General features: G+C 70.1%; 19 protein-coding genes. 10 read left to right on the top strand and 9 right to left on the bottom strand.

All coding sequences use genetic code 11. From position 1 onward, the window contains the following. Positions 1–133 precede the first annotated feature (133 nt). On the bottom strand, positions 134–1,918 hold the full coding sequence (locus tag AMYBE_RS0107025; protein WP_020658646.1) for a gamma-glutamyltransferase family protein: 1,785 nt from the start codon (positions 1,916–1,918) through the stop codon (positions 134–136). 72 nt (positions 1,919–1,990) lie between these two features. On the opposite strand from AMYBE_RS0107025, the gene AMYBE_RS0107020 reads away from it, so the two are divergent. After that, entirely contained in the window at positions 1,991–2,920 is a 930-nt protein-coding gene (locus AMYBE_RS0107020; protein ID WP_020658645.1) for a LysR family transcriptional regulator, read from the top strand. A gap of 165 nt (positions 2,921–3,085) precedes the next feature. Here AMYBE_RS0107020 and AMYBE_RS0107015 read toward each other — a convergent pair whose 3' ends face one another. Beyond that, positions 3,086–3,730 (bottom strand): class I SAM-dependent methyltransferase, encoded by a 645-nt coding sequence (locus tag AMYBE_RS0107015; RefSeq protein WP_020658644.1) that lies wholly within the window; start codon positions 3,728–3,730, stop codon positions 3,086–3,088. 11 nt (positions 3,731–3,741) lie between these two features. After that, positions 3,742–5,142 (bottom strand): FAD-dependent monooxygenase, encoded by a 1,401-nt coding sequence (locus AMYBE_RS0107010; RefSeq protein WP_020658643.1) that lies wholly within the window; start codon positions 5,140–5,142, stop codon positions 3,742–3,744. A gap of 106 nt (positions 5,143–5,248) precedes the next feature. Between AMYBE_RS0107010 and AMYBE_RS0107005 the strand changes: the two genes are divergently transcribed. After that, entirely contained in the window at positions 5,249–6,241 is a 993-nt protein-coding gene (locus AMYBE_RS0107005) for an Lrp/AsnC family transcriptional regulator (protein WP_027927442.1), read from the top strand. A 74-nt stretch (positions 6,242–6,315) separates the two neighbouring features. After that, on the top strand, positions 6,316–8,379 hold the full coding sequence (locus AMYBE_RS0107000) for a phosphocholine-specific phospholipase C (protein WP_020658641.1): 2,064 nt from the start codon (positions 6,316–6,318) through the stop codon (positions 8,377–8,379). Between the two features lie 108 nt (positions 8,380–8,487). On the opposite strand, the gene AMYBE_RS0106995 is transcribed toward AMYBE_RS0107000, so the two are convergent. The 3 genes from AMYBE_RS0106995 to AMYBE_RS0106985 all read right to left on the bottom strand — a co-directional run bounded on the left by AMYBE_RS0106995 (position 8,488) and on the right by AMYBE_RS0106985 (position 10,980). Then, positions 8,488–9,645, bottom strand: a complete 1,158-nt coding sequence (locus AMYBE_RS0106995; RefSeq protein WP_020658640.1) for an MFS transporter — start codon at positions 9,643–9,645, stop codon at positions 8,488–8,490. Positions 9,646–9,653: 8 nt separating this feature from the next. Continuing rightward, positions 9,654–10,193, bottom strand: a complete 540-nt coding sequence (locus AMYBE_RS0106990) for a Chromate resistance protein ChrB (RefSeq protein ID WP_020658639.1) — start codon at positions 10,191–10,193, stop codon at positions 9,654–9,656. Between the two features lie 160 nt (positions 10,194–10,353). Then, positions 10,354–10,980 (bottom strand): class I SAM-dependent methyltransferase, encoded by a 627-nt coding sequence (locus tag AMYBE_RS0106985; RefSeq protein ID WP_020658638.1) that lies wholly within the window; start codon positions 10,978–10,980, stop codon positions 10,354–10,356. Between the two features lie 41 nt (positions 10,981–11,021). On the opposite strand from AMYBE_RS0106985, the gene AMYBE_RS0106980 reads away from it, so the two are divergent. The 4 genes from AMYBE_RS0106980 (at position 11,022) to AMYBE_RS0106965 (ending at position 13,746) form a co-directional block, all read left to right on the top strand. Next, entirely contained in the window at positions 11,022–11,777 is a 756-nt protein-coding gene (locus AMYBE_RS0106980) for a class I SAM-dependent methyltransferase (protein ID WP_020658637.1), read from the top strand. A 177-nt stretch (positions 11,778–11,954) separates the two neighbouring features. Beyond that, positions 11,955–12,854, top strand: a complete 900-nt coding sequence (locus AMYBE_RS0106975; protein WP_020658636.1) for an RNA polymerase sigma-70 factor — start codon at positions 11,955–11,957, stop codon at positions 12,852–12,854. 164 nt (positions 12,855–13,018) lie between these two features. Beyond that, the gene (locus AMYBE_RS0106970) at positions 13,019–13,294 is read left to right on the top strand and encodes a GlsB/YeaQ/YmgE family stress response membrane protein (RefSeq protein ID WP_020658635.1); all 276 of its coding nucleotides are present in this window, start codon (positions 13,019–13,021) and stop codon (positions 13,292–13,294) included. Between the two features lie 170 nt (positions 13,295–13,464). Further along, complete coding sequence (locus AMYBE_RS0106965; RefSeq protein ID WP_020658634.1) at positions 13,465–13,746, top strand: DUF3040 domain-containing protein; 282 nt, start codon at positions 13,465–13,467, stop codon at positions 13,744–13,746. A gap of 46 nt (positions 13,747–13,792) precedes the next feature. Here AMYBE_RS0106965 and AMYBE_RS0106960 read toward each other — a convergent pair whose 3' ends face one another. Both AMYBE_RS0106960 and AMYBE_RS0106955 read right to left on the bottom strand, forming a co-directional pair. Next, complete coding sequence (locus tag AMYBE_RS0106960) at positions 13,793–14,272, bottom strand: hypothetical protein (RefSeq protein WP_020658633.1); 480 nt, start codon at positions 14,270–14,272, stop codon at positions 13,793–13,795. A 1,078-nt stretch (positions 14,273–15,350) separates the two neighbouring features. Continuing rightward, positions 15,351–15,974 (bottom strand): superoxide dismutase, encoded by a 624-nt coding sequence (locus tag AMYBE_RS0106955; RefSeq protein ID WP_020658632.1) that lies wholly within the window; start codon positions 15,972–15,974, stop codon positions 15,351–15,353. A 386-nt stretch (positions 15,975–16,360) separates the two neighbouring features. On the opposite strand from AMYBE_RS0106955, the gene AMYBE_RS0106950 reads away from it, so the two are divergent. The 3 genes from AMYBE_RS0106950 to AMYBE_RS0106940 all read left to right on the top strand — a co-directional run bounded on the left by AMYBE_RS0106950 (position 16,361) and on the right by AMYBE_RS0106940 (position 18,588). Next, the gene (locus AMYBE_RS0106950) at positions 16,361–16,801 is read left to right on the top strand and encodes a hypothetical protein (RefSeq protein WP_020658631.1); all 441 of its coding nucleotides are present in this window, start codon (positions 16,361–16,363) and stop codon (positions 16,799–16,801) included. Positions 16,802–16,858: 57 nt separating this feature from the next. Continuing rightward, on the top strand, positions 16,859–17,464 hold the full coding sequence (locus AMYBE_RS0106945) for a DUF305 domain-containing protein (protein ID WP_020658630.1): 606 nt from the start codon (positions 16,859–16,861) through the stop codon (positions 17,462–17,464). 212 nt (positions 17,465–17,676) lie between these two features. Then, the gene (locus AMYBE_RS0106940; RefSeq protein WP_020658629.1) at positions 17,677–18,588 is read left to right on the top strand and encodes an SAM-dependent methyltransferase; all 912 of its coding nucleotides are present in this window, start codon (positions 17,677–17,679) and stop codon (positions 18,586–18,588) included. Between the two features lie 114 nt (positions 18,589–18,702). Here the strand turns inward: AMYBE_RS0106940 and AMYBE_RS41005 are convergent, their stop codons facing one another. Beyond that, positions 18,703–25,269: a DUF7927 domain-containing protein gene (locus AMYBE_RS41005; protein WP_245573161.1), complete on the bottom strand. Its 6,567-nt coding sequence runs from the start codon at positions 25,267–25,269 to the stop codon at positions 18,703–18,705. Between the last annotated feature and the right edge of the window lie 189 nt (positions 25,270–25,458).

Genomic DNA, 25,458 nt, shown 5'->3' with positions numbered 1-25,458 from the left:
CCAGGTCCGCCTGTCCGTGAAGGGCCCCTCGCCGGACTTGGATTCCCTCAAGGGGCCTCTCACGGACCTGGATTCCCCCAACGGGCCCCTCACGGACTCGGATTCCCCCAACGGGCCCCTCACGGACAGGCGGTCACCGGCCGGCCGCGTACCCCTGTTCTCCGCGCGGATTGGCCGCCGCGGAAAGAATGCCGGTCTCCGGGTCCTTCGCCACCGCGCACAGCCGCCCTTCCGACCACGGCTCGCCGACCGTCACGTCGTGCCCCCGGCTTTCCAGCGCGGCAATGACCTCCGCGCCGATCCGCGATTCCACCGTCACGCTGCCCGCCGCCATCGCCCGCGGGTAGAACGAGCCGGGGAAGCTGTCGGTGTGCCAGTTCGGCGCGTCGATCGCGCCCTGCAGGTCGAGCCCGCCGCGCACCTTCTCCCGCAGCGCCACGGCGAGGAAGAAGTGAAAGTTCCACTGGTCCTGCTGGTCGCCGCCGGGCGTGCCGAACGCCATCACCGGCACGCCCTCGCGCAGTGCCAGCGACGGGGTCAGCGTGGTGCGCGGCCGCTTGCCCGGGGCGAGCGAGTTCGGCAGGCCGGGGTCGAGCCACGCCATTTGCAGCCGGGTGCCGAGCGGGAAGCCCAGCTCCGGCACCACCGGGTTGGACTGCAGCCAGCCGCCGCTCGGCGTCGCGGCGATCATGTTGCCCCAGCGGTCGACCACGTCGAGATGACAGGTGTCGCCACGGGTCGCGCCGTCCTTCGCGACGGTCGGCTCCCCCGCGCCGATCGCGGTCGCGGTGACCCCGCCGCCCGCGACGTACTGCGCGTGCTGGCTCAGCTTCGGCACGCGCCCGCCCGGACTGCCCGGACGCAGCTCGAACGACGCGCGCGGACCGATCAGCTCGCGGCGCGCATCGTTGTACTCGCGGGAAAGCAGCTCTTCGACGGACACTTCCGCGCGGTCGCCATACCAGGCTTCGCGGTCGGCCATCGCGAGCTTCGTGCCCTCGATCAGCGTGTGGTAGTAGTCCGGCGTCGCGTAGTCCAGCGTGTCCGGCAGGAGCGCGAGCTGCTGCAGGAACGTCGGGCCTTGGCTCCACAGCCCGGGTTTCGCCACCGTCCAGCCGTTCCAGCTGTGCGTGACCGGGTCCTCGTAGGCCGGCCGGAACGCGGCGAGATCGTCCGCCGTCAACGTGCCCGCGTGCCGTTCGCCGGAAGTGTCCATGGCCGGTTTCGCGGCGAACGCGGCGAGCGCTTCCGCGACGAACCCCTCCCGCCACGCCTTACGCGCCGCCTCGATCTGGGCTTCGCGGTCGGTCCCGGCGGCTTCGGCCTCGGCGATCAGCCGTCGCCAGGTCTCCGCCAGCGCGGGGTTCTTCAGCAGCCCGCCCGGTTTCGGCGCTGTCCCGCCGGCGAGGTACACCTCAGCCGAGGTCGTCCACTCGTTCTCGAACAGCTCGCGGACCGTCTCCACCGTCGCACCGACCCGCTCGACCGCCGGATGCCCGTCCGCCGCGTAGTGAATCGCGTACTTGAGCACCTCGCGCAGCGTCTTCGTGCCGTGGTCGTGCAGCAGGAGCAGCCACGCTTCGACCGCGCCAGGCACCGCCGCGGCCAGCGGGCCGGTGCCCGGGACCAAGTCCAGCCCGAGCGACCGGTAATGCTCGATCGTCGCCCCAGCGGGCGCGGGACCCTGTCCGCACAGCACCTTCGGCGCGCCGCCCGCCGGGGCGAGGATCATCGGCACCTCGCCGCCGGGCCCGTTCAGGTGCGGTTCGACGACGTGCAGCACGAACGCGCCGGCCACCGCGGCGTCGTAGGCGTTGCCGCCGTCCTCGAGAACCGCCATCGCGGCCGCCGAAGCGAGCCAATGCGTGGACGAGACCATGCCGAAGGTGCCCTGCAGGGTGGGACGCGTCTGGACCATGTGCTGCATCGTCGCGCGTTGGCCTGGAGTACGTCAAAGGCATCCAGGACACCAGTCCGATAGCGTATTGCTATGGAACGCCGTCAGCTGGAGTACTTCGTCGCCATCGCGGAGCACGGCGGGTTCACCAATGCGGCGCGGGCGCTGCGGGTGGCACAGCCGTCGCTGTCGCGGGCGATCTCGAAGCTGGAAGAAGAGCTGGGCGTCGAGCTGTTCCACCGGGCCGGGCGCAACACCGTGCTCTCGAACGCAGGCGAACTGCTGACCGAGCGCGCGCGGCTGGTCTTGCGCGACCTCGACGCGCTGCGTGCGGCGGCTCGGATGGCGGGCGACGGACCGGCTGGCCGGGTCGATGTCGCCGCTACGTCGTCGTCCGCGCTGGAACCGGTGATCAGCATCGTCGCGAAGATGCGGACGCGGTACCCGGGCGTGCTGGTGAGCACGTCGGCGGCGCTGTCGGCGGCGGAGGTGGTCGCGATGGTGCTCCAGGGCCGGTGCGAGGCCGGGGTGTGCGGCAGCGCGGAACGCCCGGTCGGGCCAGGGCTGATCGCGCACCACCTCCGGGACGAGGAGCTGCTGCTGGTCGCGCCGCCGGGCACCGTGCTCGGAACCGGCGGCGCGGTCTCGCCGGCCGAGCTGAGCGGGATGCAGTTCGTCGTCCCGGCCCCGGCGACCGCGGTGCGCGGATTCTTCGACCGGCTCGCGGCGACGGTGCCGGACGTGTCGATCGCCGCCGAGGTGGGCGACCGGAGCGTGCTGCTGCCGATGGTGCTGCGCGGCATCGGGGCGAGCTTGATGCCGGACGGCTGGGCGGATCTGGCCCGCCGCGCCGGAGCGGAGGTGTTCCGGTTCGCGCCGCCGGAACTCCTGCCGCAGTGGCTCGTGCACCGGTCCGGGGCGGTGACCGCGGCGACTCAGGCATTTCTGGACATCACGCTCGCCGGGACGACGAACAACGGCTGCGGGCAAGGGCAACCCGCGAACTGCGAATCGCAGCCCTGACCGGGCGTTGCCAGCTAAAACCTGGTCTCACGCGGGGCTGTCGTGACGCCTGGGCGGCCAGTGGGCCGGTCTGTCCGTGAAGGGCCCCTTCAGGGACTTGGATTCCCTCAAGGGGCCCTTCACGGATATGCCACTGGACGCGGCTGGCGAAGCTCGGCGCGGAACTCAGCTGACCGGCCTCCGCGCGTACACGACCGCTTGCGGCACTTCGGAATCCGGCTGTTCCAGCCATTCCGCCTCGACCGTGAACCCGGCCTCGCGCAACCACGCCGACACCTGGGCCGGCTGCCGCCGGTGGACGTAGACCCGCATCGGGTGTCCGCCGTAGCCCTGAGTCTTCAGCCGGGAGATGTCTCCGACGTGGAACCCGATCGCCAGCGGCGCGCCCGGCCGCAGCACCCGCCGGAACTGCGCGAGCGCGGCGGGCACCGCCTCGTCCGGCACGTGGATCAGCGACCACCAGGACAACAGGCCGGCCAACGCCGCGTCCGGCAGCGGCAGGTCGGTCATCGAGCCGACCAGGAACCGAAGCCCGGGATGATCGCGGCGAGCCACCTCGATCATCCCGGGCGACAGGTCGATGCCGAACGCGTCCAGTCCGAGGCCGTTCAGGTGCGCCGTGACCTGACCGGTCCCGCAGCCGACGTCGGCGACCGGTCCGCCGTTCCCGGCCAGTTCGGCGAACAAGCCCAACGTCATGCGCATCGAGGGGCTGTTGCCGATCGAATCGCGCACCCAGTCGGCATAGCTCTCCGCGACGGTGTTGTAGGAGTCCCGGGTGTCGGTCAGCCAGTTCTGCACCGCGGCCACGCTAGCGCAGTTCAGTGTTCCGGATCTCCGAACCAGCGAGAAAGCGCCGCCGCCAGCGCCTCCGGATCGCCCGCCCACGCCACATATCCGTCCGGTCGCACCAGCATCGCCGCCGCGCCCGCCTCGACCCGTTCCACCCGATCCGCCCACGGCTTCGCGAGCACCTCGAGCTCCCGGTGCGGATCGGCCAAAACGCCTCGCCCGCAGCGCAATTCGGCGTCCAGCCCGGCAGCGGGAAGCCCGATCGACGAGTGCTGTGCACTGCCCGCCATCGCGTAACGAATGCCCATCCCGGACAGCATGTCGTCCAGCCGGATCTGCACCTCCGGCAGCCGCGTCAGATCGGCCAGCACCTCGCGCGCCGCCGGCACGTCCGGGTTCCCGCTGTCCATCAACAGCGACTGCGCCTGGACATTCCGCAGTACCGCAGCGCCGACCGGATGCCGTTCCGCGTGATAGGTGTCCAGCAGCCCGTCCGGCGCCCAGCCCTGGACCGCGGCCGCGAGCTTCCAGCCGAGGTTCAGCGCGTCCTGGATGCCGGTGTTCATCCCCTGCGCACCGATCGGCAGGTGCACATGCGCGGCGTCGCCCGCCAGGAAGACCCGGCCGTGCCGGTACTGCGCGGCCTGCCGGGCAGCGTTGGTGATCCGCCGCGTGTACCGCACTTCCAGCAGCTCGACGCGGTCGCCGAAGACCGTCCGCAGCCCGTCGCGGATCTCGTCCTCGGTGACCGGGACGTCGCGCGGCACCGGGCTCCCCGGCGTCGCCAGCGCGAGCCGCCGCAGCGGGCGGCCCGCCGGATCGGTGCCCAGCGGGAAAATCTGCGCGCGGCAGCCGTCCACGATCGTCGTCTGCCGCGCCGGCTCTCCCCGCAGCCGGACGTCCGCGGCCAGCACCGTTTCAGTGCCTGGCCGGCCGGGAAACTCCGCCCCGAGCAGCTTCCGCACCGTGCTCCGGCCGCCGTCCGCCGCGACGGCATAGCCCGCGCGCACCACGCTGCCGTCGGCGAACGTCGCGCGAACGCTGGCGGGATCCTGGGCCAATTCAGTCAGTTCCCGGTTGCGGTGCACCGCAACCCCATGCGCGGCAAGGTGTTCCTCCAGCACACCCTCGACGACGACCTGCGGAACCGACCGCCACGGGAACCGATGCCGGTCCTGCACGAGCGGCAGCGGATTGCCCGCGAAGTGCGGGGTGGTGAGCGGGTAGTCGCCGGTCGCCAGCAGCGGTTCCAGCAGGCCGCGCTGGTCGAACGCCTGCTGCGTCCGGGACTGCAGTCCGCCCGCCTTCGACAGTTCGCTGCGCCGCGGCAGCCGGTCCGCCACTACGCACGACACCCCCGCCAGCCGCAATTCGTTCGCCAGCACCATTCCGGTCGGACCCGCGCCGACGATCAACACCTCGGTGTCCATCACTTCTCCCCTGTTCTCGGTTGCCCTCACCTTCGGCCAGGTGTCGTGCCATCGACGAGAACCCGACAGGAACTCGGCGGAATCCGACAGGAGTACCGTGCATCCGGTGGATTCCGACTACGACGACCTCGACCGGCAGCTCGTCCATGCCCTCCAGATCGACCCTCGGGCTCCGTTCAGCACGATCGCCGAGGTACTCGGCGTGTCGGATCGCACCGTCGCGCGTCGCTACGCCCGGCTCCGGTCCATCGGCGCGGTCCGGGTCATCGGCACTGTCAGCGAAACCGCCTTTGATGCGGTGGAATGGTTCCTCCGCGTCCGCTGCGCGCCGTCCGCCGCCGGCTCGGTCGCCGAAGCGCTCGCCCGCCGGTCAGACACCACCTGGGTGAGCCTGACCTCCGGCGGCACCGAGATCACCTGCGCGATCCGGCTCGAGAACGATGCCGACAGCGAGGCGTTGCTGCTGGCCAAGCTCCCGCATACGCCACGGGTGGAAGGCGTCACCGCGCACTCGGTGCTGCACTCGTTCTACGGCGGACCGGACAGCTTGATCGCCAAACTCGGCACGCTCGACGACGCCGCGGTCGCCCGGCTGAAGCCGCCGCCGCTGCCGTTCCGGCCCAGCCCCGCCGCTCTCGACGACGGCGATCGCGACCTGCTCGCCGCGCTGGCCGCCGACGGCCGCGCCGGGTTCGAGCAGCTCGCCGCCGCGACCGGCCGGTCCCCCAGCACCGTCCGCCGCCGCGTGACGGAGCTGCGCGAACGCGGCGTGCTGTACTTCGACCTGGACATCGACTGGCGGCTGTTCGGCCGCGGAGCCCGGACCCTGCTGTGGCTTTCGGTCGCCCCCGCGTCGCTCGAAGCAGCCGGCAAAGCACTGGCCGCGCACCCGGAAGTCGCCTATGCGGCCGCCACCACCGGTCCGAACAACCTGTACGCGACGGTCGTCTGCGCGAATCAGCACGAGCTGTACCGCTACCTCACCAGCCGGGTCGCCGTGCTGCCCGACGTCACCCGGATGGAGACCGCACCGGTGATCAGAACGGTGAAACAGGCAGCAAGCAGGCCCTCGCAGGGCATGGTTGCCGCACGCGGTTGACAAGATCCGGGCGCCCCGCAGATGATCTTCCCGGTTCGCAACGCTCTGTCCCCGACTTCGTCCAGGAGACATCGATGCCCTCGGTCAGCCGCCGGCGGTTCATGCAGCTCGCCGCCGCCACCGCAGCCGGAACCGCGCTGCCGGCCAGCATCGCCCGGGCAGCCTCGGTGCCCGCCGCGATCCGCACCGGAACGCTCGCCGACGTCGAGCACATTGTCGTTCTGATGCAGGAAAATCGGTCGTTCGACCACTATTTCGGCACTCTCCGCGGCGTGCGCGGCTTCGGCGACCCACGGCCGGTTTCGCTGCCGAACGGCAAGCCAGTCTGGCACCAGGCCGACGCGGCCGGAACGGAAACCCTGCCGTTCCGGCCCGCCGAGGACAATCTGGGCCTGACCTTCATCGAGGACCTCAACCACGACTGGAACGGCACCCATCGGGCATGGAGCGGCGGCCGGTGGGACCAGTGGATCCCGGCGAAAACCCGCACCACGATGGCGCATCTGACGCGCAAGGACATCCCGTTCCACTACGCGCTCGCCGACGCGTTCACCGTCTGCGACAGCTACCACTGCTCGATGCTGTCGTCGACCGACCCGAACCGGTATTATATGTATACCGGATGGACCGGAAATGACGGCAAGGGCGGCGGCCCGGTGCTCGGCAACGAAGAAGCCGGGTACGGCTGGACGAGTTTCCCGGAGATCCTGGAAAAGGCCGGGGTGTCCTGGAAGATCTACCAGGACGCCGGCGAGGGGCTGGACAAGGACCACGGCTGGGGCTGGACGAAAGACCCGTACATCGGTAACTACGGCGACAATTCGCTGCTTTACCTGAACCAGTTCCGCGACGCCGGGCCGGGCAATCCGCTCTACGACAAAGCCCGCACCGGCACCCGCGCGAGCGCCGGCGAGGGTCTTTTCGACCAGCTGGAAGCCGACGTCAAAGCGAACCGGTTGCCGCAGGTGTCCTGGATCGTCGCCCCGGAAGCCTATTGCGAACACCCGGCGTGGCCGGCGAATTACGGCGCCTGGTACGTCTCCGGCGCGCTCGACGCGCTGACCTCGAACCCCGAGGTGTGGAGCAAGACCGTCCTGCTGATCACCTACGACGAGAACGACGGTTTCTTCGACCACGTCGTGCCGCCGTACCCGCCGCGCGACGCCAGCTGGGGCCAGTCGACGGTGAGCGTTGCCGGGGAATTCTACGAAAGCGGCGCCGCCGCCGGCTATGCCACCGGTGTCCCGTACGGACTCGGCCCCCGCGTTCCGCTGATCGCCGTGTCCCCGTGGAGCACCGGCGGCTGGGTCTGTTCGCAGACCTTCGACCACACCTCGCTGGTGCAGTTCGTGGAGAAACGCTTCGGCGTGCACAACCCGAACGTTTCGCCGTGGCGCCGTGCCGTCTGCGGCGATCTCACCTCTGCGTTCGATTTCACCGGCAAGGACAACGGCGTCCCGCCGCTGCCCGGCACCGACGGCTACCAGCCGCCTGCCGACCACCACACCCCGCCGACGTACCATCCGGTGCCGCCCGCGAGCGGCGCCCTGCCCAAACAGGAACCCGGCACCCGGAAGGCCCGGCCGCTGCCGTACGACTTGGCCGCCGACACCGTCGCCAAGGACAACCGGATGCACTTCACCTTCAGCAACTTCGGCAGCGCCGGCGCGGCGTTCCACGTGACGTCCCGGATGCGTTCAGACGGCCCGTGGCCTTACACCGTCGAGGCCGGGAAGTCGCTGACCGACAGCTGGAAACTCCCGACCGGTGCCGGAGATTGGTACCAGTACTCGGTTTTCGGCCCGAACGGCTGGCTGCGCGAGCAGGAGGGCGCCGTCGGCGGCCTCGGCCCGGAGGCGACCGCCCGGCACGACCACGGCTTCGTGACGGTGACCTTCACCAACCCGACCGCCCGCGCGGTCACGTTCACCGCTGTCGACTCCTACGCGCCGGCCAAGTCGTACCAGTACCGGCTCGAACCAGGCGCGACGCGTGCGGTGCCGAACTGGGGCGTCGCGGACGGCTGGTACGACATCACGGTGAAGGCCGATCACGACGCGAAGTACGTCCGGCGGTTCGCGGGCCACGCGGAGACCGGAAATGTGTCAACCAGCGATCCGGCGATCGCCACCGGCTGACAGCCCGGCCCGGGGGCTGGTCCGTGAAGGGCCCCTTCCAGGACTTGGATTCCCTCAAGGAGTCCTTCACGGACCGCTAGCGGCCTTTGACCGGACGGCTTCGGGCCCTCATCGGTCCGGGAGCGGAGTCTTTGCCCGCACCACCGCCATACCGACCGCGACCAGCACCGCCGCCAGCCCGCCGAACCCGGCTCCGAGCACCGCCGCCGACGCGATCGCGCCGACCAGCAGCGGACCGCCCGCATCGCCCAGTTCGCGGCCGACTTCGGCCGCCCCCATGGTCTGCCCGAGCCGTTCCGTCGGGGCCGATTCGGCGAGATGCGCGAACCCGAGCGGTGTCGCCAGCCCGACCCCGGCCCCGATCGCCACTGCCGCGACCAGAATCCCGGCCAGCCCCGGCACCAGCGCGGCCAGCCCCAGCCCGGCCGCCGCCAGCAGCAGTCCGCCGGCCATCCCTGGTCCGTCCGAGACCCGGCCGGCGTCGCGGAGCCGCCCGGCCCACGGCTGCACCAGCGCGGAACACAACGCCAGCACCGAAACCGCCGCACCGGTCGCCAATGTCCCCAGCCCGCTCGCCGACCCGGCGACCGGCAAGAACCCGGTGCCGACGGCCAGCGCGGCAGTCGTCCCGGCAAGCACGGCGGTCGGGCGCAGGAACCCCGGTTCGGCGATTCGCCGCGCCAGGTCCACCACGGTCTGCCGAGCCCGGGGCAACGCCTCCGGCGCCGGCACGACCAGCGCCGCCCACGCCGCGACTGCGAACGCCAGCACCGCCAAAGTACCGAACAGCAACGAGAAACCGCCGACGGTGATCAGCACTCCGCCGAGCAGCGGACCGAGCGTGTAGCCGACGCTCTTCCACGCGCCGTACCCGCCGAACGCCCGTCCTTGCCGTTTCTGGGGAGACAGCCGCGCGACCAGCGCCCCGGCCGCCGGGGAGAACGCCGCGGCAGCCGCGCCCTGGCCGAACCGCGCCAGCCCGACCGCCGCCGGGTTCCCCGCGATGACAAAAGCCGCCGACGCGAGCGCGAACGCCAGCAACCCGCCGAGCAACACCGGTCGCGGCCCGATCCGGTCGGCGAGCGAGCCGAACACCGGCTTGAGAACCACCTCAGCCCCGTCGTAGACAGCCAGCAGCAGGCCCAGGGTCAGCAAGGACGCGTGCTCGCCGTGTGTGTACGCGCCCAGACTCGCCGCGATGCTGTGTGCCCCGAAGGCCGTCACGAATCCGGCGGCGTACAGCGGGCGCAGCTTGCCTTTGTCCACGACAGACCTCACATCTGGTGCAGGGCTTGAAAGACCCGCTCGGTGTACTCGGCCAGCCGGTCCGCGCAATGGGCGAGCTGCGCGTCGGCGTCGCCCGCGGACGGCGCGCCGAACACGTCTCGGGCCTTCAGATCGCGATGCCAGCGCCGCAGCCGTTCAAGGCTTTGCTCCTCCTCCTCGAGCTCTGCCATGGTGAACTTGCCGACGCGGATCTCTTTGTCGATCTCCGCGTCGAACTTCCCGCAGTCGGCCAGGAACTCGGCCCACTCCTCTTCGCGCTCCGCGGTGAAGAGCTCGAGCAGCCGCGAACCGTCCCGCTCGGCCGCGTCCAGCGTGATCACCTCGCCGCCGCCCCGTTCCGCCAGCTCAGCCGCGCGTGCGACGCCACCGGCGAAACCCGGTACGTCCGGCACCGCCCACGCGCCCTGCCCCAGCGACAACGCCCCGACCCGGCGCAGCTCGCGCCAGACCGCGACCCGGTGCCGGGATGGGGCGGACGGCACCCGCACGACGAGGACCAGCCACTTGCCGTCACCAACCTCTGCCACGCCCAGAAATGTATCACGTGTTACATCGAACGAAGGACCGCTCCCCCCTGCCTCGCGGCGGCGAGTTCCGCCACGCCGGCCACGAGATGGCCTCACCGCTTGTCCATGAGCGCCTCCGGGCAGGCGCGGTGGCGCGCAGCCGGGCCTCGCTCACCGCCGGTCATGAGTCCACCGCGGACTTCCGCGCGACCAGCCGTTCCACCACACCGGCTTTGCTGCGCTCCGACCGTTCCACCACGAACCCGGCATCGGCGAGCAGCGGCAACGGGCGGCGCGTCAGGTAGTCCCCGAGCAGCGAGACGGACACCTTCTCCAGCAGCCGCTGCCCGAACCGGATCGGCGACCGGTGGCTGCCGACGTGGTCCAGCAGCAACAGCCTCCCGTCCGGCCGCAGCACCCGGTGCATCTCCGCGATGGCGGCCCGCTCGTCCGGCACCCCGCACAGCCCCAGCGTGCACACGACGGTGTCGAACGCCTGGTCCGGGAACGGCAGCTTCTCCGCGTCTGCCTCGGTCAGCGTCATCTCGCGGCCCATCGCCGCCGCCCGCTGCCGGGCCAGGTCCAGCATCGCCGGGCTCAGGTCGATCCCGGTCAGCCGCACGTCCGGCGGGTAGCAGGGCAGGTTGCGCCCGGTCCCGACGGCGACCTCCAGCACCTCGCCCTCCGCCTGTCCGCACACCCACTCCCGGCCGTCCGCGAGCAGCAGTCGCTCGACCCACGCGATGTCACGGTCGTACCGCGGCGCTTCGTTGTTCCACGTCCGCCGCAGCCAGTCCTGGTCGCTCATTCCCGCGAGACTCCTGTCCATCCTGGGTACTCTCGCCTCCCATGGGGAGTTTCGACTACGACGGCGAATTACGCCATTACGACGCACGCTTGCGCGAAGCCGCCGACGTGCGGCCGACCGACCACATCCTCGACATCGGTTGCGGCGCCGGCCAGACCACCCGCGCGGCCGCTCGCCGCGCGGTCCGCGGCAGCGCGCTGGGTGTCGACATATCCGCCGAGATGATCGCCCGTGCCCGGGTTGCCTCCCGCGACGTGCCCAACGTTCGCTTCGTCGAGGCCGATGCACAGAATTTTCCTTTCCCGACGGGAACGTTCACGCTCGGCCTGAGCCGATTCGGCACCATGTTCTTCGCCGATCCCGCCGAGGCGTTCGCCGGCATCGCCCGCGCACTGCGTCCCGGTGCGAGGCTGGTGCAGCTCGTCTGGCAGGACCGGAGCCACCAGGAGTGGGCGAGGGTGATCCACGAGGCGATCACTCCGGACTCGGTACCCGCCGCGGGCGCCGCGTTCTCGCTGTCCGACCCGGCGGTCGTCCGCGATTTCCTTGCCCGGAGCGGCTTTTCCGGAGTCAAACTGGCCGATGTGCACGAGCCCGTCTGGTACGGCAAGGATCCAGACGCCGCGCTGGACGGGACGCTGAGCCTGCTCGAAGCCAGCGACCGGCTCGCCGGTCTGGACCGCGACCAGCGGAAACTCGCGCTCGACCGGCTGCGCGCGGCGATCGTCGACCACTACCGCGAGGACGGCGTCTGGTTCGATGCCCGGGCGTGGCTCGTCACCGCCGTCCGGGCCTGACGCGATGTCCGCCGGGTCGTTCGCCGGGGCGCTGCCGCCCGACGGATGGGCGGTGGGCCACGTCGCTGCCCAGCCGCCGGCTCGAGCGCTCCGAACCGCCCTTCGCCGCTGATGTCACAAACTCGCGGCGAGCGGCGTCCCATGGGAGATCGAGCCGAAAACGAAGAGGAGCGACCCATGCCAGCCCCCGGCGAAGCGAGCCCGGACCTCGCGACCGAGACCTTCCTCGCCCACCGGAACCTGCTGTTCACCGTCGCCTACGAAATGCTCGGCTCCGCTGCCGACACCGAGGACGTGCTGCAGGAGACCTGGCTGAAATGGGTCGGCGTCGACCTCGCCGAGGTCCGCGACCCGCGCGCGTACCTGGTCCAGATCACCACCCGCCAGGCGCTCACCCGGCTGCGCACGCTCGGCCGGCGCAAAGAGTCCTATGTCGGAACTTGGCTGCCGGAACCGCTGCTCACCGCGCCCGACGTCGCCGATGACGTCGAACTCGCGGACAGCGTCTCGATGGCGATGCTGCTGGTGCTGGAGACGCTGCGGCCGACCGAGCGCGCGGTGTTCGTGCTGCGCGAGGTGTTCGACCTGCCCTACGACGAGATCGCCGAGGCCGTCGGCAAATCCCCCGCCGCGGTGCGCCAGATCGGACACCGGGCCCGCTCGCACGTCGCCGCCCGCAGGCCGCGCGGCGACGTCAGCAAGGCCGAATCCCGGCACGCGCTCCAGGCGTTCCAGACCGCGGTCGACACCGGCGACCTGCAGGGCCTGCTCGACCTGCTCGCCCCGGATGTCGTCTTCCTCGGCGACGGCGGCGGCGTGAAGCAGGCAGTGCCGCGGCCGATCGTCGGCGCGGACAAGGTGGCGCGCCTGCTGGCCGCCGGACACAACCAGCTCCCGGCGCAGTCGCTGCTGCCAGCCGAGGTCAACGGGCATCCGGCGCTGGTGCTGAAGCTCGACGGCGAGGTCGACACCGTGCTGACGCTGCGAATCGACGATGGCCGGGTTACCGGCATCTACGCGGTGCGGAACCCGGCGAAGCTGTCGCACATGGCGGAGGAGACCGCGCTGCGCCGCTGATTGCCGCTCGCCTGCCCGGTGCCTGCCCTCGCCGCGCTGTGCGGGCCAGCCGGCAACACCCGCCGTAGGCCGGACGGTGCCGTGCGCCACCCGAATGGACCATGCCATCCTGGTCCGCACATCGGCGGCCCGCGGGCTGCCGCGGCACTGACGAGAGGACCGCCGTGGGCGTAGTCAGCTGGATCATCCTGGGCCTCATCGCCGGAGTGATCGCGAAAATCCTCATGCCCGGCAAGGACCCGGGCGGCTGCATCATCACCATCCTGCTCGGCATCGGCGGAGCGTTCGTCGGAGGATGGATCGGGAAGACCCTGTTCCACACTCAGCTGGGCACGTTCTTCGAGGCGCGCACCTGGGGCCTGGCCATTTTGGGCGCCCTGGTCATCCTCGTCGTGTACCGGCTGGTTCTCGGCAATCGCAAGCACCACCGGCGCGACTGACGCCGCCGCACACTGACCGGCCCGCTACCCACAGTAGCGGGCCGGTCTGGTTTCCGCGTCCGGTTTCCGCTTCGCAGGACGCCACGAAATGAGCACGACCCCGTTCGCCGGCCCCGATTCGTGGCAGAATCAACAGACAGTCCGTGCCAAACCGACGGGCGGAGCCGACGATGACGTTGCGCGACCACGAACAGCGCCAGCTCGACGAGATCGAACGCATCCTCGCCGACGAGAACCCGCGCCTGGCTCACCGCTTCGAGAAGTTCCGCCCGATGCACGTGGTCACGTTCGCCGCCGCCACGCTGAGCGTGCTGAGCCTGCTGCTGGCCGGACTGACCACGATGGTGGTGGGATTCGGAATGGGCTCGCTGCCGCCGATCCTGGCCGGAGCGGCGATCACGCTCGGGGTGCCGCTCGTGTCCGCCTGGTACTACCGCTGCCGCTGGCGCTGAGCCCGCGCTTCCCGCACGGGGCCCGCCCGCGTTCCGGCAGCCGGGCTCAGCCGCCGACGCGCCCGCGCCCGAATCGCCGGTACACCGCGAGCCCGGCGATCACCGCGACCAGCTCCCAGGCGACGGTCGTGAGGAGAGACGTCGAGAGCACGTCGACCTGATCCGGCGAGGACGGCCGCAGGTGCCCGCGCGCGTCCATCCGGATCCGGGTCCGGTCCGGCGCGGACGGGTCGGACCGCAACTGCACGTCGGCTTCTTCCAGACCTCCATCCGGTGCCGTCCAGCTGATGTGCCGGGTGTCCGGCTGCGCGGCGCCTTCGCTGCCGGGCAGCGCCGCCGACCCCGGATGCACGACCGCGACGACGTATCGCCCAGGCGCGCGCTCGATCGCCTCGACCCCCTGCCGGTGGATCCACAGGCCCAGCCAGATCCCGGCCGCCGCCCACCCGACGACGGCCACGACGAGAACCGGGAGGAGAAACACCCGCCCGCGCACGGCGGACGCGCGGAAACCACCGGAAGCCATGCCTCGACAATGCCGCGAAAACGCCCGACGCGGCAGGGGTACGGCGAAAATGTGCCCCAGTCCCGGGAGAAATCGCCCACCCCGGGCAACCCCGGCCACGGAAATCGCCGGATTTCACCCGGTCTGTTCACTCATTCGTGGGTAACGTCACGAGCGGGTCGGCGTCCCTTCCGGACAGACGCTGGCGACCGGGGCTCACGCGCAGTACCGGACCCGGCGAGATCCGTTCGCAAACCGTGGCCGGGCAAGGACAATCACGGAAGGCCGCACCGGCCGACGCCCGCGCAACCCGACTGCGACAGTCCGCCGGCGCACCTGGCCCCAAGAAGGACCACCGGCACCGTCAGCGCGGCGAGCTGCAACCGTCCGGTGCGGGGGTCGCGGCGAGCAGCACACCGTCCAGTGCGGCGGCCGTCGCGCGGCGGGCAGCTAGCCGCCCGGTGCCGCGGCGGGCAGCAACCGTCCGGTACCGCGGCGGTCGCGGCAAGCAGCGAGCCGTCTAATGCGGCGGTCGTCGGGGTGCCGGAGCCCCGTGTGCCGGAGCCAGCACGCGCCGCTGCTCCGCCGCTCGTTCCCGCCGAAGTTGCTTGCGCGCCCGCGCCGACCAGACCCGCGGCGCGCCGACCGGGCGACGGCTCTGCAGCGCAGCCAGGCTCAGCATCAGCTCAGACATCGGATCGGGCCCGGCGCTCGACCGCCGGTGGACGAGGCCGTCTGCCGGAAAATGAATCCGCAATGCCACGCACTCCCCCCGGACATGGTCGCAGTTCAACTGCGCCCCGCAGCCTCCCCGCTGTCCAGCCCATTAGCCCCTTCGCGAAAAAGCCCGAAACGGAGCCAGCAACCATCCGTTCGCGCACCGGAGGGAGCTTGCGAAGACCCCCGCACCGCACCAAAACAGCATCGACAGGCCCAAGTCCGTGAAGGGCCCCTTGAGGGAATCTGGTTCCCTCAAGGGGCCCTTCACGGACTTGCACTGGACGGATTCCGCGGCAATCACTCAAGCTGCTGTCCGAAACCGGAGATAAAAGCGGGGCCCGGCCGAAATCGGCCGAGCCCCGTTTTCGTGCGTCCGTGCTCAGCCGAGCAGGAGGCCGTTGCCGCCGGCGACGGCGTTGTCGAAGCGCTTGCCGATCTCCGCCCAGTCGAAGATGTTCCACAGGGCGTTGACGTAGTCCGGCTTGACGTTCTTGTAGTCGAGGTAGAACGCGTGCTCCCAGACGTCGACCAGCAGGATCGGGGTGGTCGGCAGGACCAGGTTGTTGTGGTGGTCGCGCAGCTGCTGGGTGATCAGCGTCTTGCCGATCGGGTCCCAGGACAGCGCGCCCCAGCCGTTGCCCTGGATGGTGGTGGACACGGCGGTGAACTGGGCCTTGAACTTGTCGAACGAGCCGAACGCCTCGTCGATGGCCGCGGCCAGCTCGCCGGTCGGCTTGTCGCCGCCGTTCGGCGAGAGGATCTTCCACCAGACGACGTGGTTGGCGTGCCCGGCGAGGTTGAACGCCAGGGTGGTCTCCAGGCCGACGATGTTGCCGAAGTCGCCCGCCTCGCGCGCGGCGGCGAGCTTGTCGAGGGTGTCGTTGGCGCCCTTGACGTAGGCGGCGTGGTGCTTGGTGTGGTGCAGCTCGTTGATCTCGCCCGAGATCGACGGCGCGAGGGCGCCGTAGTCGTAGTCGAGTTCGGGCAGCTGGTAGCGGGCCATGGGCCCTCCTTCTGTCTTCGACATCAAGTCTTCCGCCCCCGAACCTAGTAGCACACCCGCGCCCCGGGCGAGCGGGGGCGGAGTGCGCGCCACGGACCGGAACCTGGTTGAGTGAATGCTCAACTGCCGGTATCAGAGGGCTCCGGATGCCTGCCGCGAAGACGCTGACCTGCGGGTTTTCCCCGTCCGCCGTCCCGGTGACGACCCCGCGGCAGACCACTGGCCAGCGATCACGAAGCCGTCCCGCGACCACCCCGCAGGTGAGCCGCGCCGCCGAAGCGCCGCGCACCGGTCCACATCCCGAGACGGGAGCGGGGCGAGCGGCAACTCGCCACCCGCCCGGTACGGCCGGGCACCTGATCCGTCCTGCCGGTACGGTTGATCTCATGGCGGCATCACGGCTCGGCAGCATGCAACGGGTGTTGCTGCTGTTCGCGCTGGCAGTGGGCGTCGTCGTCATGCACCACGTTCCCTCCCCGGCCGGAGCACACGCGATGGCCGGCCATCTGGCAGCCGTCGAGATGCCCAGCGGCACTACGGCCAGCGGCACGATGCCCGGCGGCACGATGGCCGCTCCGCCGGTCGCCGAACCCGCGCCCGGCCTCGCCTCGGACCCGGGGATGCCCGCAGGCGAGCACTCGATGCTCCACCTCTGCCTGGCCGTCCTGCTCGCGGCCGGCACGCTCGTCGTGTCCTTGTTCGCGGTCGGCCGGTACTCCGACGTGGCCGCAGGCCCCGATGGCGCCCGCGGCTCCCCCTCCGGTGACCGGCCGCCTGACAGACGCGGCCGCACCGTGCTGACTTCTCTCTGCGTGATGCGCACCTGACCGGAGCCCCCTCCTCGGTCATTTTCGCAATTTTTCCTTTTGAGAGAAGGTTTTGTCGTGCGCAAAATTCTGTTCAGCGGCGTCGTCGTGGCGTCCGCCCTCCTGCTCGGCGCGTGCAGCAGCACCGATTCCCCGGCGTCCGCGCCGGCGTCGAGCACGCAGTCCGGGCACAACGCCGCCGACGTCGCGTTCGCCCAGCAGATGATCCCGCATCACCGGCAGGCGCTGGACATGGCGAAGATGGTGCCGTCCCGCAGCACCAACCCGAAGGTGGTCGACCTCGCCGGCCGGATCGACAAGGCACAGGACCCGGAGATCCGGCAAATGCAAGGCTGGCTGGACGCCTGGGGCGCGCCGAGCACCGGTGCCGCCATGCCAGGGAACGCCATGCCCGGTCACGAGATGTCCGGTCAGCCGGCCCCCGGCCACGCCGTGGCGGGCATGATGTCCGACGCCGATATGAAGAACCTCGCGGCGGCCAAGGGCACGGAGTTCGACCGGGCGTGGCTGGAGATGATGGTCAAGCATCACCAGGGCGCGGTCGAGATGGCGAAGGCCGAGCTCGGCCAAGGCTCCGACGCCGGCGCCAAGGCCCTGGCACAGAAGATCATCGACGGCCAGCAAGCCGAGATCTCCGAGATGCAGGGCCTGCTCAAGAGCTGACCGCCGGGCGCGCGGCGGAGCGGTGCCGACACGACCGTGCTGTTCGGTCCGTGAAGGGCCCCTTGCGGGAATCTGAGTCTCTCAAGGGGTCCTTCACGGACTCGGCAAGGCGCGGAGGCGAACGGGGCGCCGACCGGAATTGTCGGTGGCCCGGGGTAGAACTGCCGCAGACCAGTACAGCGCCTGCGTCCGCCGACAGAAAGGGCTGAATCGTGAGTTCCGCGAGGCACGACGGGGACACCTGGGATCTGGCGTCCAGCGTCGGCTCCACCGCCACGATGGCCGCGATGGCGAGGGCGATCGCGACCCGCGAGGACACTTCGCTGTTCGCCGACCCGTTCGCCGAACCGCTGGTCCGTGCGGTGGGCGTCGATGTCCTCGCCCGGATGGCCAGCGGCGAGGCGAGCCCGGGCGAACTGGTCGACCAGGTCTTCGTCGACATCGCCAAAATCCGCGGCAAGTTCTACGACGATTTCTTCCTCGATGCCGCGAAGGCGGGCATCACCCAAGCGGTGATCCTGGCCGCCGGGCTGGATTCTCGCGCGTACCGGCTGCCCTGGCCTGCCGGGTCGGTGGTCTACGAACTGGACCAGCCGCGAGTCATCGAGTTCAAGGCACAGACCTTGGCCGCTCTGGGCGCCACGCCGGCCACCGACCGGCGCACCGCGGGCGCAGATCTTCGCGACGACTGGCCGACGTCGTTGCGTGCCGCCGGATTCGACCCGGCTCAGCAGACCGCGTGGAGCGCCGAAGGACTGCTCGGGTACCTGCCGCCCGATGCGCAGGACCGCTTGCTGGACACCATCACCGACCTGAGCGCGCCGGGCAGCCGGGTGGCCACCGAGAGCCGTCCGAACCCGCGGCCGGGCGACGAGGCGAAAACGAAGGAAAGCCTGGACCGGATCTCGCGAGACTGGCGTGGCCAGAACTTCGACTCCGATCTGACTCGGCTGCGGTATTTCGGCGAGCGCAACGAAACAGGCCCGTATCTGACCCGGCGCGGATGGGCGCTGGAAGGAAGGACGGTTCGAGAGCTGTTGGCGGACAACGACCTTCGGTCGCTGGGGAACGATGATCTGCGGATGGGCGACGTGCGGTACGTCCGCGGGGTTCTCGGGAAATAGCCACGCGTTCGGTGTCGGCAGCACCGAGCGCGGCACGCGGACGCTGACCGATCGGGCAAGGCGGGTCGGCAGCCGGTGGCTGGGGTTGCCGCGAACCCCAGCCACCGGCTGACCTCACTGCCGTGCGCGACGACGCCGCGAGATCAGCAGCAGCGCACCACCGCCCGCCAAGAGCGCGATTGCCACGAGTCCCGCCGGGATCAGCACGACCCCGGTGAACGCCAGCGGCGGGCTCGGCGGTTCCGGTGCCGGGCCCGGAGGCGGGCCGGGCGGGGTCGGTGGCGTCTTGGTGAGCGGGGTGGTCGTACGGCACTGCGGATCGGTGGAACCGTCCGGACAGTTGGTGCCGGGCGTGGTCGACGTGACCGCGTTCCGCAGATTCTGTCCGTCGCCGACTGGAGTCTTGACGGTCACGCTGTAGGTCACCGTCGCGGTGGCACCGACGGCCAGATCGCCCGTCCACGTCAGATGCGGCGCCGCGTAAGTCGTGGTGCCGATGGTCGTCGCGGCGTCGTTGTTGAAGGCGGCATTGCCCAAGACGCCAGTCAGATCGTCGACGAAAGTCGCGCCAGGCAAGGGGGTCTGGCCGGTATTCTTGACCGTCACCGTATAGGTGACCTTGTCCCCTGCTTTCGCCACAGTCGCGCTGGCCTTCTTGGCAATGCTTGAGCCAGGCACCCGCGTAGTGGTTCCGCAGCGAGGATCGGTCGAGCCCGGCGGACAGTTCCCGCCCGGAGTCTCCGACGTCACGACATTCGCCAGAACGTGGTCGCCCTTGACCGGATTCGCGACCGTCACGCTGTACTTCACGGTCGCGGTAGCACCGATCGACAGGTCGCCGGTCCACGTCAAATGCGGTGCGGTGTAGGCGACCGAGCCGACCGAGGCCGAGGCGTCCCCAGCATAGGCGGCGTCGTCCAAAACCCGCGTCAAGTCATCCGTGAAAGTCGCACCACGCAACGGCGTTTGCCCGATGTTGCGCACCGTCACCGTATAGGTCACCTTGTCCCCCGGCTTGGCTTCCTTCTTGTCAGCGACCTTCACGATCTCCAAGCCAGCGACCGGCGTCGTCGTCCCGCAACGCGGGTCCGTCGAGCCCGGCGGACAGTTCCCGCCCGGAGTCTCCGACGTCACGACATTCGCCAGAACGTGGTCGCCCTTGACCGGATTCGCGACCGTCACGTTGTACTTCACGGTCGCGGTAGCACCGACGGGAAGGTCGCCAGTCCAGGTCAAATGCGGTGCGGTGTAGGCGACCGAACCGATCGAGGCCGAGGCGTCACCGTCGTAGGCGGCATCATCCAGCACGCGGGTCAGGTCATCGGTGAAAGTCGCGCCACGCAACAGAGTCTGCCCCGTGTTGCGCACCGTCACGGTGTAACCGACCTTCTCGCCCGGGTTGGCCGACTGCTTGTCCGCTACCTTCGAAATCTCGATCCCGGACACCGGCGTCGTCGTCCCGCACCGCGGATCGGTCGAACCCTGCGGACAGTTCCCACCCGGAGTCTCCGACGTCACGACATTCGCGAGAACGTGGTCGCCCTTCACTGGATTATTTACCGTCACGCTGTACTTCACGGTCGCCGTGGCACCGATCGGCAGGTCGCCAGTCCACGTCAACCGCGGTGCGGCATAGCTGACCAAACCCGCCGAGGCCGAGGCGTCCCCAGCATAGGCCGCATCGTCCAGCACACGTGTCAGGTCATCCGTGAAAGTCGCGCCACGCAGCAGAGTCTGCCCAGTGTTGCGCACCGTCACGGTGTAACCGACCTTCTCACCCGGGTCGGCCGACCGCTTGTCCGCGACCTTCGAGATCTCGATCCCGGACACCGGCGTCGTCGTCCCGCACCGCGGATCCTTCGAGCCCGGCGGACAGTTCCCGCCCGGAGTCTCCGACGTCACGACGTTCGTCAGCCGGTGATCGCCACCGGCGGGGTTCTTCACGGTGACGCTGTACTTCACCGTCACGGACGCCCCGACCGCCAGATCGCCGGTCCAGGTCAGCCGAGGCGTCGCATAGACAGCCGTGCCCGCCGACGCGGAAACGTCGCCGTTGTAGGTGGCATCGTCGAGGACCCGCGACAGATCGTCGGTGAAAGTCGCACCGGGCAACGGCGTCCGGCCGGTATTGGTCACGGTGACCGCGTAGCTGACCTTGTCCCCCGGGTTCGCCGACTGCTTGTCGACGGTCTTCGCGATGGTCAGGCCAGGCAGTGGCGTGGTCGTTCCGCAGCGCGGGTCGGTCGATCCGGGCTCGCAGTTGCCCGGCACCGGCGTGCTGACGGTGTTCCGCAGCTGGTGGTCGCCGGCGATCGGGTCGTTCACGGTGACGCTGTACTTCACGGTCGCGGAAGCACCGATCGTCAGGTCACCGGTCCAGGTTAAGCGAGGCGCAGCGTAGGCGACCGAGCCGGCCGAAGCCGACGCGTCGCCGTTGTAGGCGGCGTCGTCGAGCACTTGCGAGAGATCGTCGGTGAACGTCGCGTCCGGCAGCGGGACCTGGCCGGTGTTGGTCACCTTCACCGTGTAGGTGACCTTCTCCCCCGGGTTCGCGGTCTGCTTGTCCGCAGTCTTCTCGACGGTCAGTTCCTTGCCCGGCGTCGTGGTCGAGCACGACGGATCAGTGGACCCGGGCGGGCAGTTGGCACCGGGCGTCGAGGAGGTGACGACATTGTTCAGCTTCTTGTCCCCGGGGTCCGGCTTCTTGACGGTGACGCTGTACTTCACCGTCGCCGAAGCACCGATCGCAAGGTCGCCGTTCCAGGTCAAATGCGGTGCCGCATAGGCCAGTGCGCCCGCGGAAGCCGAGGCGTCGCCGTTGTAGACCGCATCGTCCAGGACCTGAGTGAGGTCGTCGGTGAAGGTCGCGCCGGGCAACGGGGTCTGGCCGGTGTTCGTGACGGTGATCGTGTAGGTCACCTTGTCGCCGGGCACGACCTGGGCGCGGTCCACCGACTTCGCGATCCGCAGACCGGACACCGGGGTGGACGTCGTGCATTGAGGATCAGCGGAGCCGGCTGGGCAGTTGCCGCCAGGGGTGGTGGAGGTGACGGTGTTGACCAGTTTGTGGTCACCGGTCACCGGGCTCTTCACTGTCACGCTGTACTTGACGGCCGCGGCCGCGCCGACCGCGAGGTCACCGGTCCAGGTCATCCGAGGGGCCGCATAGGCCACCGAGCCCGCCGACGCGGAAGCGTCGCCGTTGTAGGCGGCGTCGTCGAGAACGCGAGTCAGGTCATCGGTGAACGTCGCACCGGACAACGAAGTCTGGCCGGTGTTCTTCACCGTCACCGTGTAGGTGACACGATCGCCCGGATTGGCGCTGGTCTTGTCGGCGGTCTTGCTGAACTGGATCCCGGACACCGGCGTCGTGGTCGAGCAGGCCGGGTCGGCCGAGCCCGCCGCGCAGTTGTTGCCCGGGGTGGCGGAGGTGATGACGTTGACCAGCTTGTGATCCCCGGTCACCGAGCTCTTCACCGTCACGCTGTATTTGACGGTCGCCGAAGCGCCGACCGGAAGGTCACCGGTCCAAGTCAGCCGAGGTGCGGCATAACTCACCGCGCCCACCGACGCCGACGCGTCGCCGGAGTAGGCAGCGTCGTCGAGAACACGCGTCAGGTCATCGGTGAACGTCGCACCGGACAACGGAGTCTGGCCGGTGTTCGTGACAAGGACCGTGTAGATCACCTGGTCGCCGGGGTTCGCGGACTGCTGGTCGGCCTTCTTCTCGATCCGCATCCCGGACACCGGCGTGGTGGTGCCGCACTGCGGATCCGACGAGCCGGGGACGCAGTTGCTGCCCGGCGTGGTCGAGGTGACCGTGTTGACCAGCCTGTGGTCGCCGGTATCGGGGTCGTGCACCTTCGCCGAGTACGTCACGGTCGCCGTGCCGCCCACCGGCAAGTCGCCGGTCCAGGTCAGTTTCGGGGCTCGGTAGCCGACCGAGCCGGTCGAAGCGGAAGCGTCGCCGTTGTAGGCGGCGTCGTCGAGAACGCGAGTCAGGTCATCGGTGAACGTCGCACCGGACAACGGGGTCTGGCCGGTGTTGGCCACGGTGACGGTGTACTTCACGGTGTCGCCCGGCTTCGCGGACGCCGGCGCGGCGGTCTTGCTGATCCGCATTCCGGACACCGGCGTCGTAGTGCCGCAGCGCGGATCCGTCGCGCCGGCGGCGCAGTTGCTGCCCGGCGTGGAGGACGTGATCGTGTTGGTCAGCTTGTGGTCGCCGGGGTCCGGGTTCCGCACGGTCACGCTGTAGGTGATCGTCGCCGAGGCACCGACGGCGAGATCACCGGTCCAGGTCAGTTTCGGCGCGGTGTAGGAGGTCTGGCCGGCGGGCGCGGCGTCGTCGTTGTACTTGGCGTCGTCCAGCACCTTCGACAGATCGTCGGTGAACGTCGCGCCTCGCGCGGCTACCTGGCCGGTGTTGCGCACGACGACGGTGTACCGCACAGTGTCGCCCGGGTTCGCGGACTGCTTGTCCGCGGTTTTGGCGATCTCGATTTTCGTTCCGGGCACAGTTGTTTCCGCGCAGGACGCGGTGGCATCGTCCGCGCAGCGCCGGTCCGGCGGGACGGTCGGCGGCGGGCCGTCGGTGACCTTGGCGCGGTTGATCAGCGTGGTGCCGATGGTCGCTTCGCCGATTCGCGTGTGGACGGTCATCGTGGCTTGCGCCCCGACCGGAATCGCCGCGGTGCGCCATTGCAGCGGGCCACTGCCGGTGACGGTGCCGCTCGTGGTGGTCGCGCTGACGAAGGCGGTACCGGCCGGCAGCAGGTCGGTGACCGTCGTGGGCGGCACTGGGATGTTACCGGTGTTGGTGAGCGTGACCGTGTAGGTCAGCTCGTCACCGGGCAGCGCGGTGGCCTTGTCCACGACCTTGCTCAGGGTGTATTCCGGTGCCGCGACGACGTTGCGGACGGTGTTGCTGTCGCGGCTCTGTTCGCGGCCGGTTTGCTTGCCGTGGTAGACCACGGACGCGGAGTTGTCCAGGCGCGTGCCCGGGGCGACGGTCTGCGCGACCGTGACGCGGAAGCCGATGTGCGCGCTCTGGCCAGGAGCCAGGTCGGGCAGTGCGCAGGTGACGAGCTGGCCGGCCGCCGAGCAGCGAGGATCCGAACCGGCCACATAGGACACGCCGTTCGGCAGCGTGTCGGTGACGGTCACTCCGATCGCGGTGTCCAGGTTGGCGGTGCTGCCGTCCGCGTTGCGGTTGGTCACATCGAGGCCGTAGGAAATCTGCCCGCCCTGGGCGACCCAGCCCGGCGGCCGTTCCGGCAGGTTGCCCTCGGGGTCGTTGGTCTTGACGATCTGCAGGTTGGGCTCGTTGGCGTCGGCCATCAACCACACGGTCTGCGGGTACAGCGCGTCACCGGTCGTGCCGATCTTCAGCTGCGCCCGGTCCGCGCCGGCGGGCAGCTTGCCGGTGACGTCGACGGTGCGCGAGTCGTAGCCGAAGTTGTTGCCCGGGTTCGGGTCGCGGTCGGTGACATTGGCCCCTCCGCCGTTCGCGTCGACCCGGTCGATCCGGCTGCTGAAAGCGTTGCTCGTGCTCCGCCCGCCGGGCGCGGGCAGGGTCAGCCGCTGCAGCGAACCGGCGTCGCGGCCGAACTCGAGGTAGTCGCCGGAGATGTTGGCGTCGCCGTCGCCGACGACCACGCCGAGCGTCGCGGACGGGACGTGGCTGGCCGGGGTCCGGATGCCGGCCAGGTCGATGGTGGTCGCGGCCGGGCTGCCGCCGGCCCGGACCCAGTCGAAGCCGTCCCACATCTGCAGGTAACGCAGCGGTTCGCTGTCCAGCTCGTACGCCACGACCAGCGACCAGCCGCCCCAGCAGCCCAGATTGCTGCGATTGCTGGCCGAATTGCCGCGGCAGGCCTGGATGTCCGCGACCGTGTAGGAACCGCCGCCGGCCTGCTTGACCAGGCTGGTCACGTCCTTGACCCCGGCGTGCGCGGTGATCTGCGGAGACCCGCCGCCGAGCGCGTCGAACCAGTCGTAGGTGTCGGCGGTCAGCCGCTGATAGGAACCGGAACCCGGGACCTTCAGCGCGACCTGGTCGGCGCGCGCGGCGTCCCCCGAGTCGGCGTTGGACGAGACCGGGTTGAGCTGCCAGTACAGCCGCGCGGACAACACGGTGGCACCCGGCGGAAGGTTCAGGTTCGCGCTCGAGGCGGTGTTGCCGGGCGCGGCCGGATCGGACTTGACCCAGTACCCGTAGGTCGAGTTGTTCGCGGTATCCGAGCAGGAGGTCGGGACGGTGCTGCAGCTGACGACCGAGTTGGCGGCCATCGTGATCGCACCGTGCGCGACCGTCGAGAATGCCGGGTCCGGGCCGATCTTCCGCGGGCTGCCGAGACCGCGCGGCGCGAGCGCCCGGGGCTGCGGGGCAGCGGAACTCGTCGGCGGGGTGGTCGTCGCCGACGGAACGGGCTTGGCGGACTCCACAGTGGACGTCGGAGAGGCCTCGGACTTGGACGAGGCGCTCGGCGAGGACGACGCGGCAGGCAGTTCCGACGGCGCGGCGGTGCTCACCGGGGCGCCGCCGGACGGAACCGGCGCGCCGACCGCCGGCGCGGCGCTGAGCACGCCCACGGCGAACACCAGCGTCAACGCCGTGGCGACGCGCTTCGAGCGGGACCGGATGAATCCGGGACGGCGGGCGATCACAGAAGCTCCCATGGGGATGGACGGAATTGCCGGACTGCTGCCCGAAGTTCATCGACACCGGTCAAGGAATTCGTACCCCGCCTTCCCCCGCTCCGGGGAGTTTCCCGGGCCGGAATCACTGGATAGGGGGACGGCGGCCAGCCAAAAAGTGACTATCGACGGGAAGCGCACCGGTTTTGCCGATCGATCCGCAACCACCCG

Origin of the sequence: Amycolatopsis benzoatilytica AK 16/65, assembly GCF_000383915.1 — a bacterium.
Taxonomy (GTDB): domain Bacteria; phylum Actinomycetota; class Actinomycetes; order Mycobacteriales; family Pseudonocardiaceae; genus Amycolatopsis; species Amycolatopsis benzoatilytica.
Note: the sequence above shows the minus strand (reverse complement) of the source record. Positions and strands in the feature narration are given on the sequence as shown.

Coding starts and splice junctions, on each gene's coding strand:
- AMYBE_RS0106985 (WP_020658638.1), bottom strand. CDS start 10,980: ATGAGCGACCAGGACTGGCTGCGGCGGACGTGGAACAACGAAGCGCCG.
- AMYBE_RS0107000 (WP_020658641.1), top strand. CDS start 6,316: ATGCCCTCGGTCAGCCGCCGGCGGTTCATGCAGCTCGCCGCCGCCACC.
- AMYBE_RS0106965 (WP_020658634.1), top strand. CDS start 13,465: ATGACGTTGCGCGACCACGAACAGCGCCAGCTCGACGAGATCGAACGC.
- AMYBE_RS0106980 (WP_020658637.1), top strand. CDS start 11,022: ATGGGGAGTTTCGACTACGACGGCGAATTACGCCATTACGACGCACGC.
- AMYBE_RS0106950 (WP_020658631.1), top strand. CDS start 16,361: ATGGCGGCATCACGGCTCGGCAGCATGCAACGGGTGTTGCTGCTGTTC.
- AMYBE_RS0107020 (WP_020658645.1), top strand. CDS start 1,991: ATGGAACGCCGTCAGCTGGAGTACTTCGTCGCCATCGCGGAGCACGGC.
- AMYBE_RS0107010 (WP_020658643.1), bottom strand. CDS start 5,142: ATGGACACCGAGGTGTTGATCGTCGGCGCGGGTCCGACCGGAATGGTG.
- AMYBE_RS0106960 (WP_020658633.1), bottom strand. CDS start 14,272: ATGGCTTCCGGTGGTTTCCGCGCGTCCGCCGTGCGCGGGCGGGTGTTT.
- AMYBE_RS0106975 (WP_020658636.1), top strand. CDS start 11,955: ATGCCAGCCCCCGGCGAAGCGAGCCCGGACCTCGCGACCGAGACCTTC.
- AMYBE_RS0106955 (WP_020658632.1), bottom strand. CDS start 15,974: ATGGCCCGCTACCAGCTGCCCGAACTCGACTACGACTACGGCGCCCTC.
- AMYBE_RS41005 (WP_245573161.1), bottom strand. CDS start 25,269: ATGGGAGCTTCTGTGATCGCCCGCCGTCCCGGATTCATCCGGTCCCGC.
- AMYBE_RS0107025 (WP_020658646.1), bottom strand. CDS start 1,918: ATGGTCCAGACGCGTCCCACCCTGCAGGGCACCTTCGGCATGGTCTCG.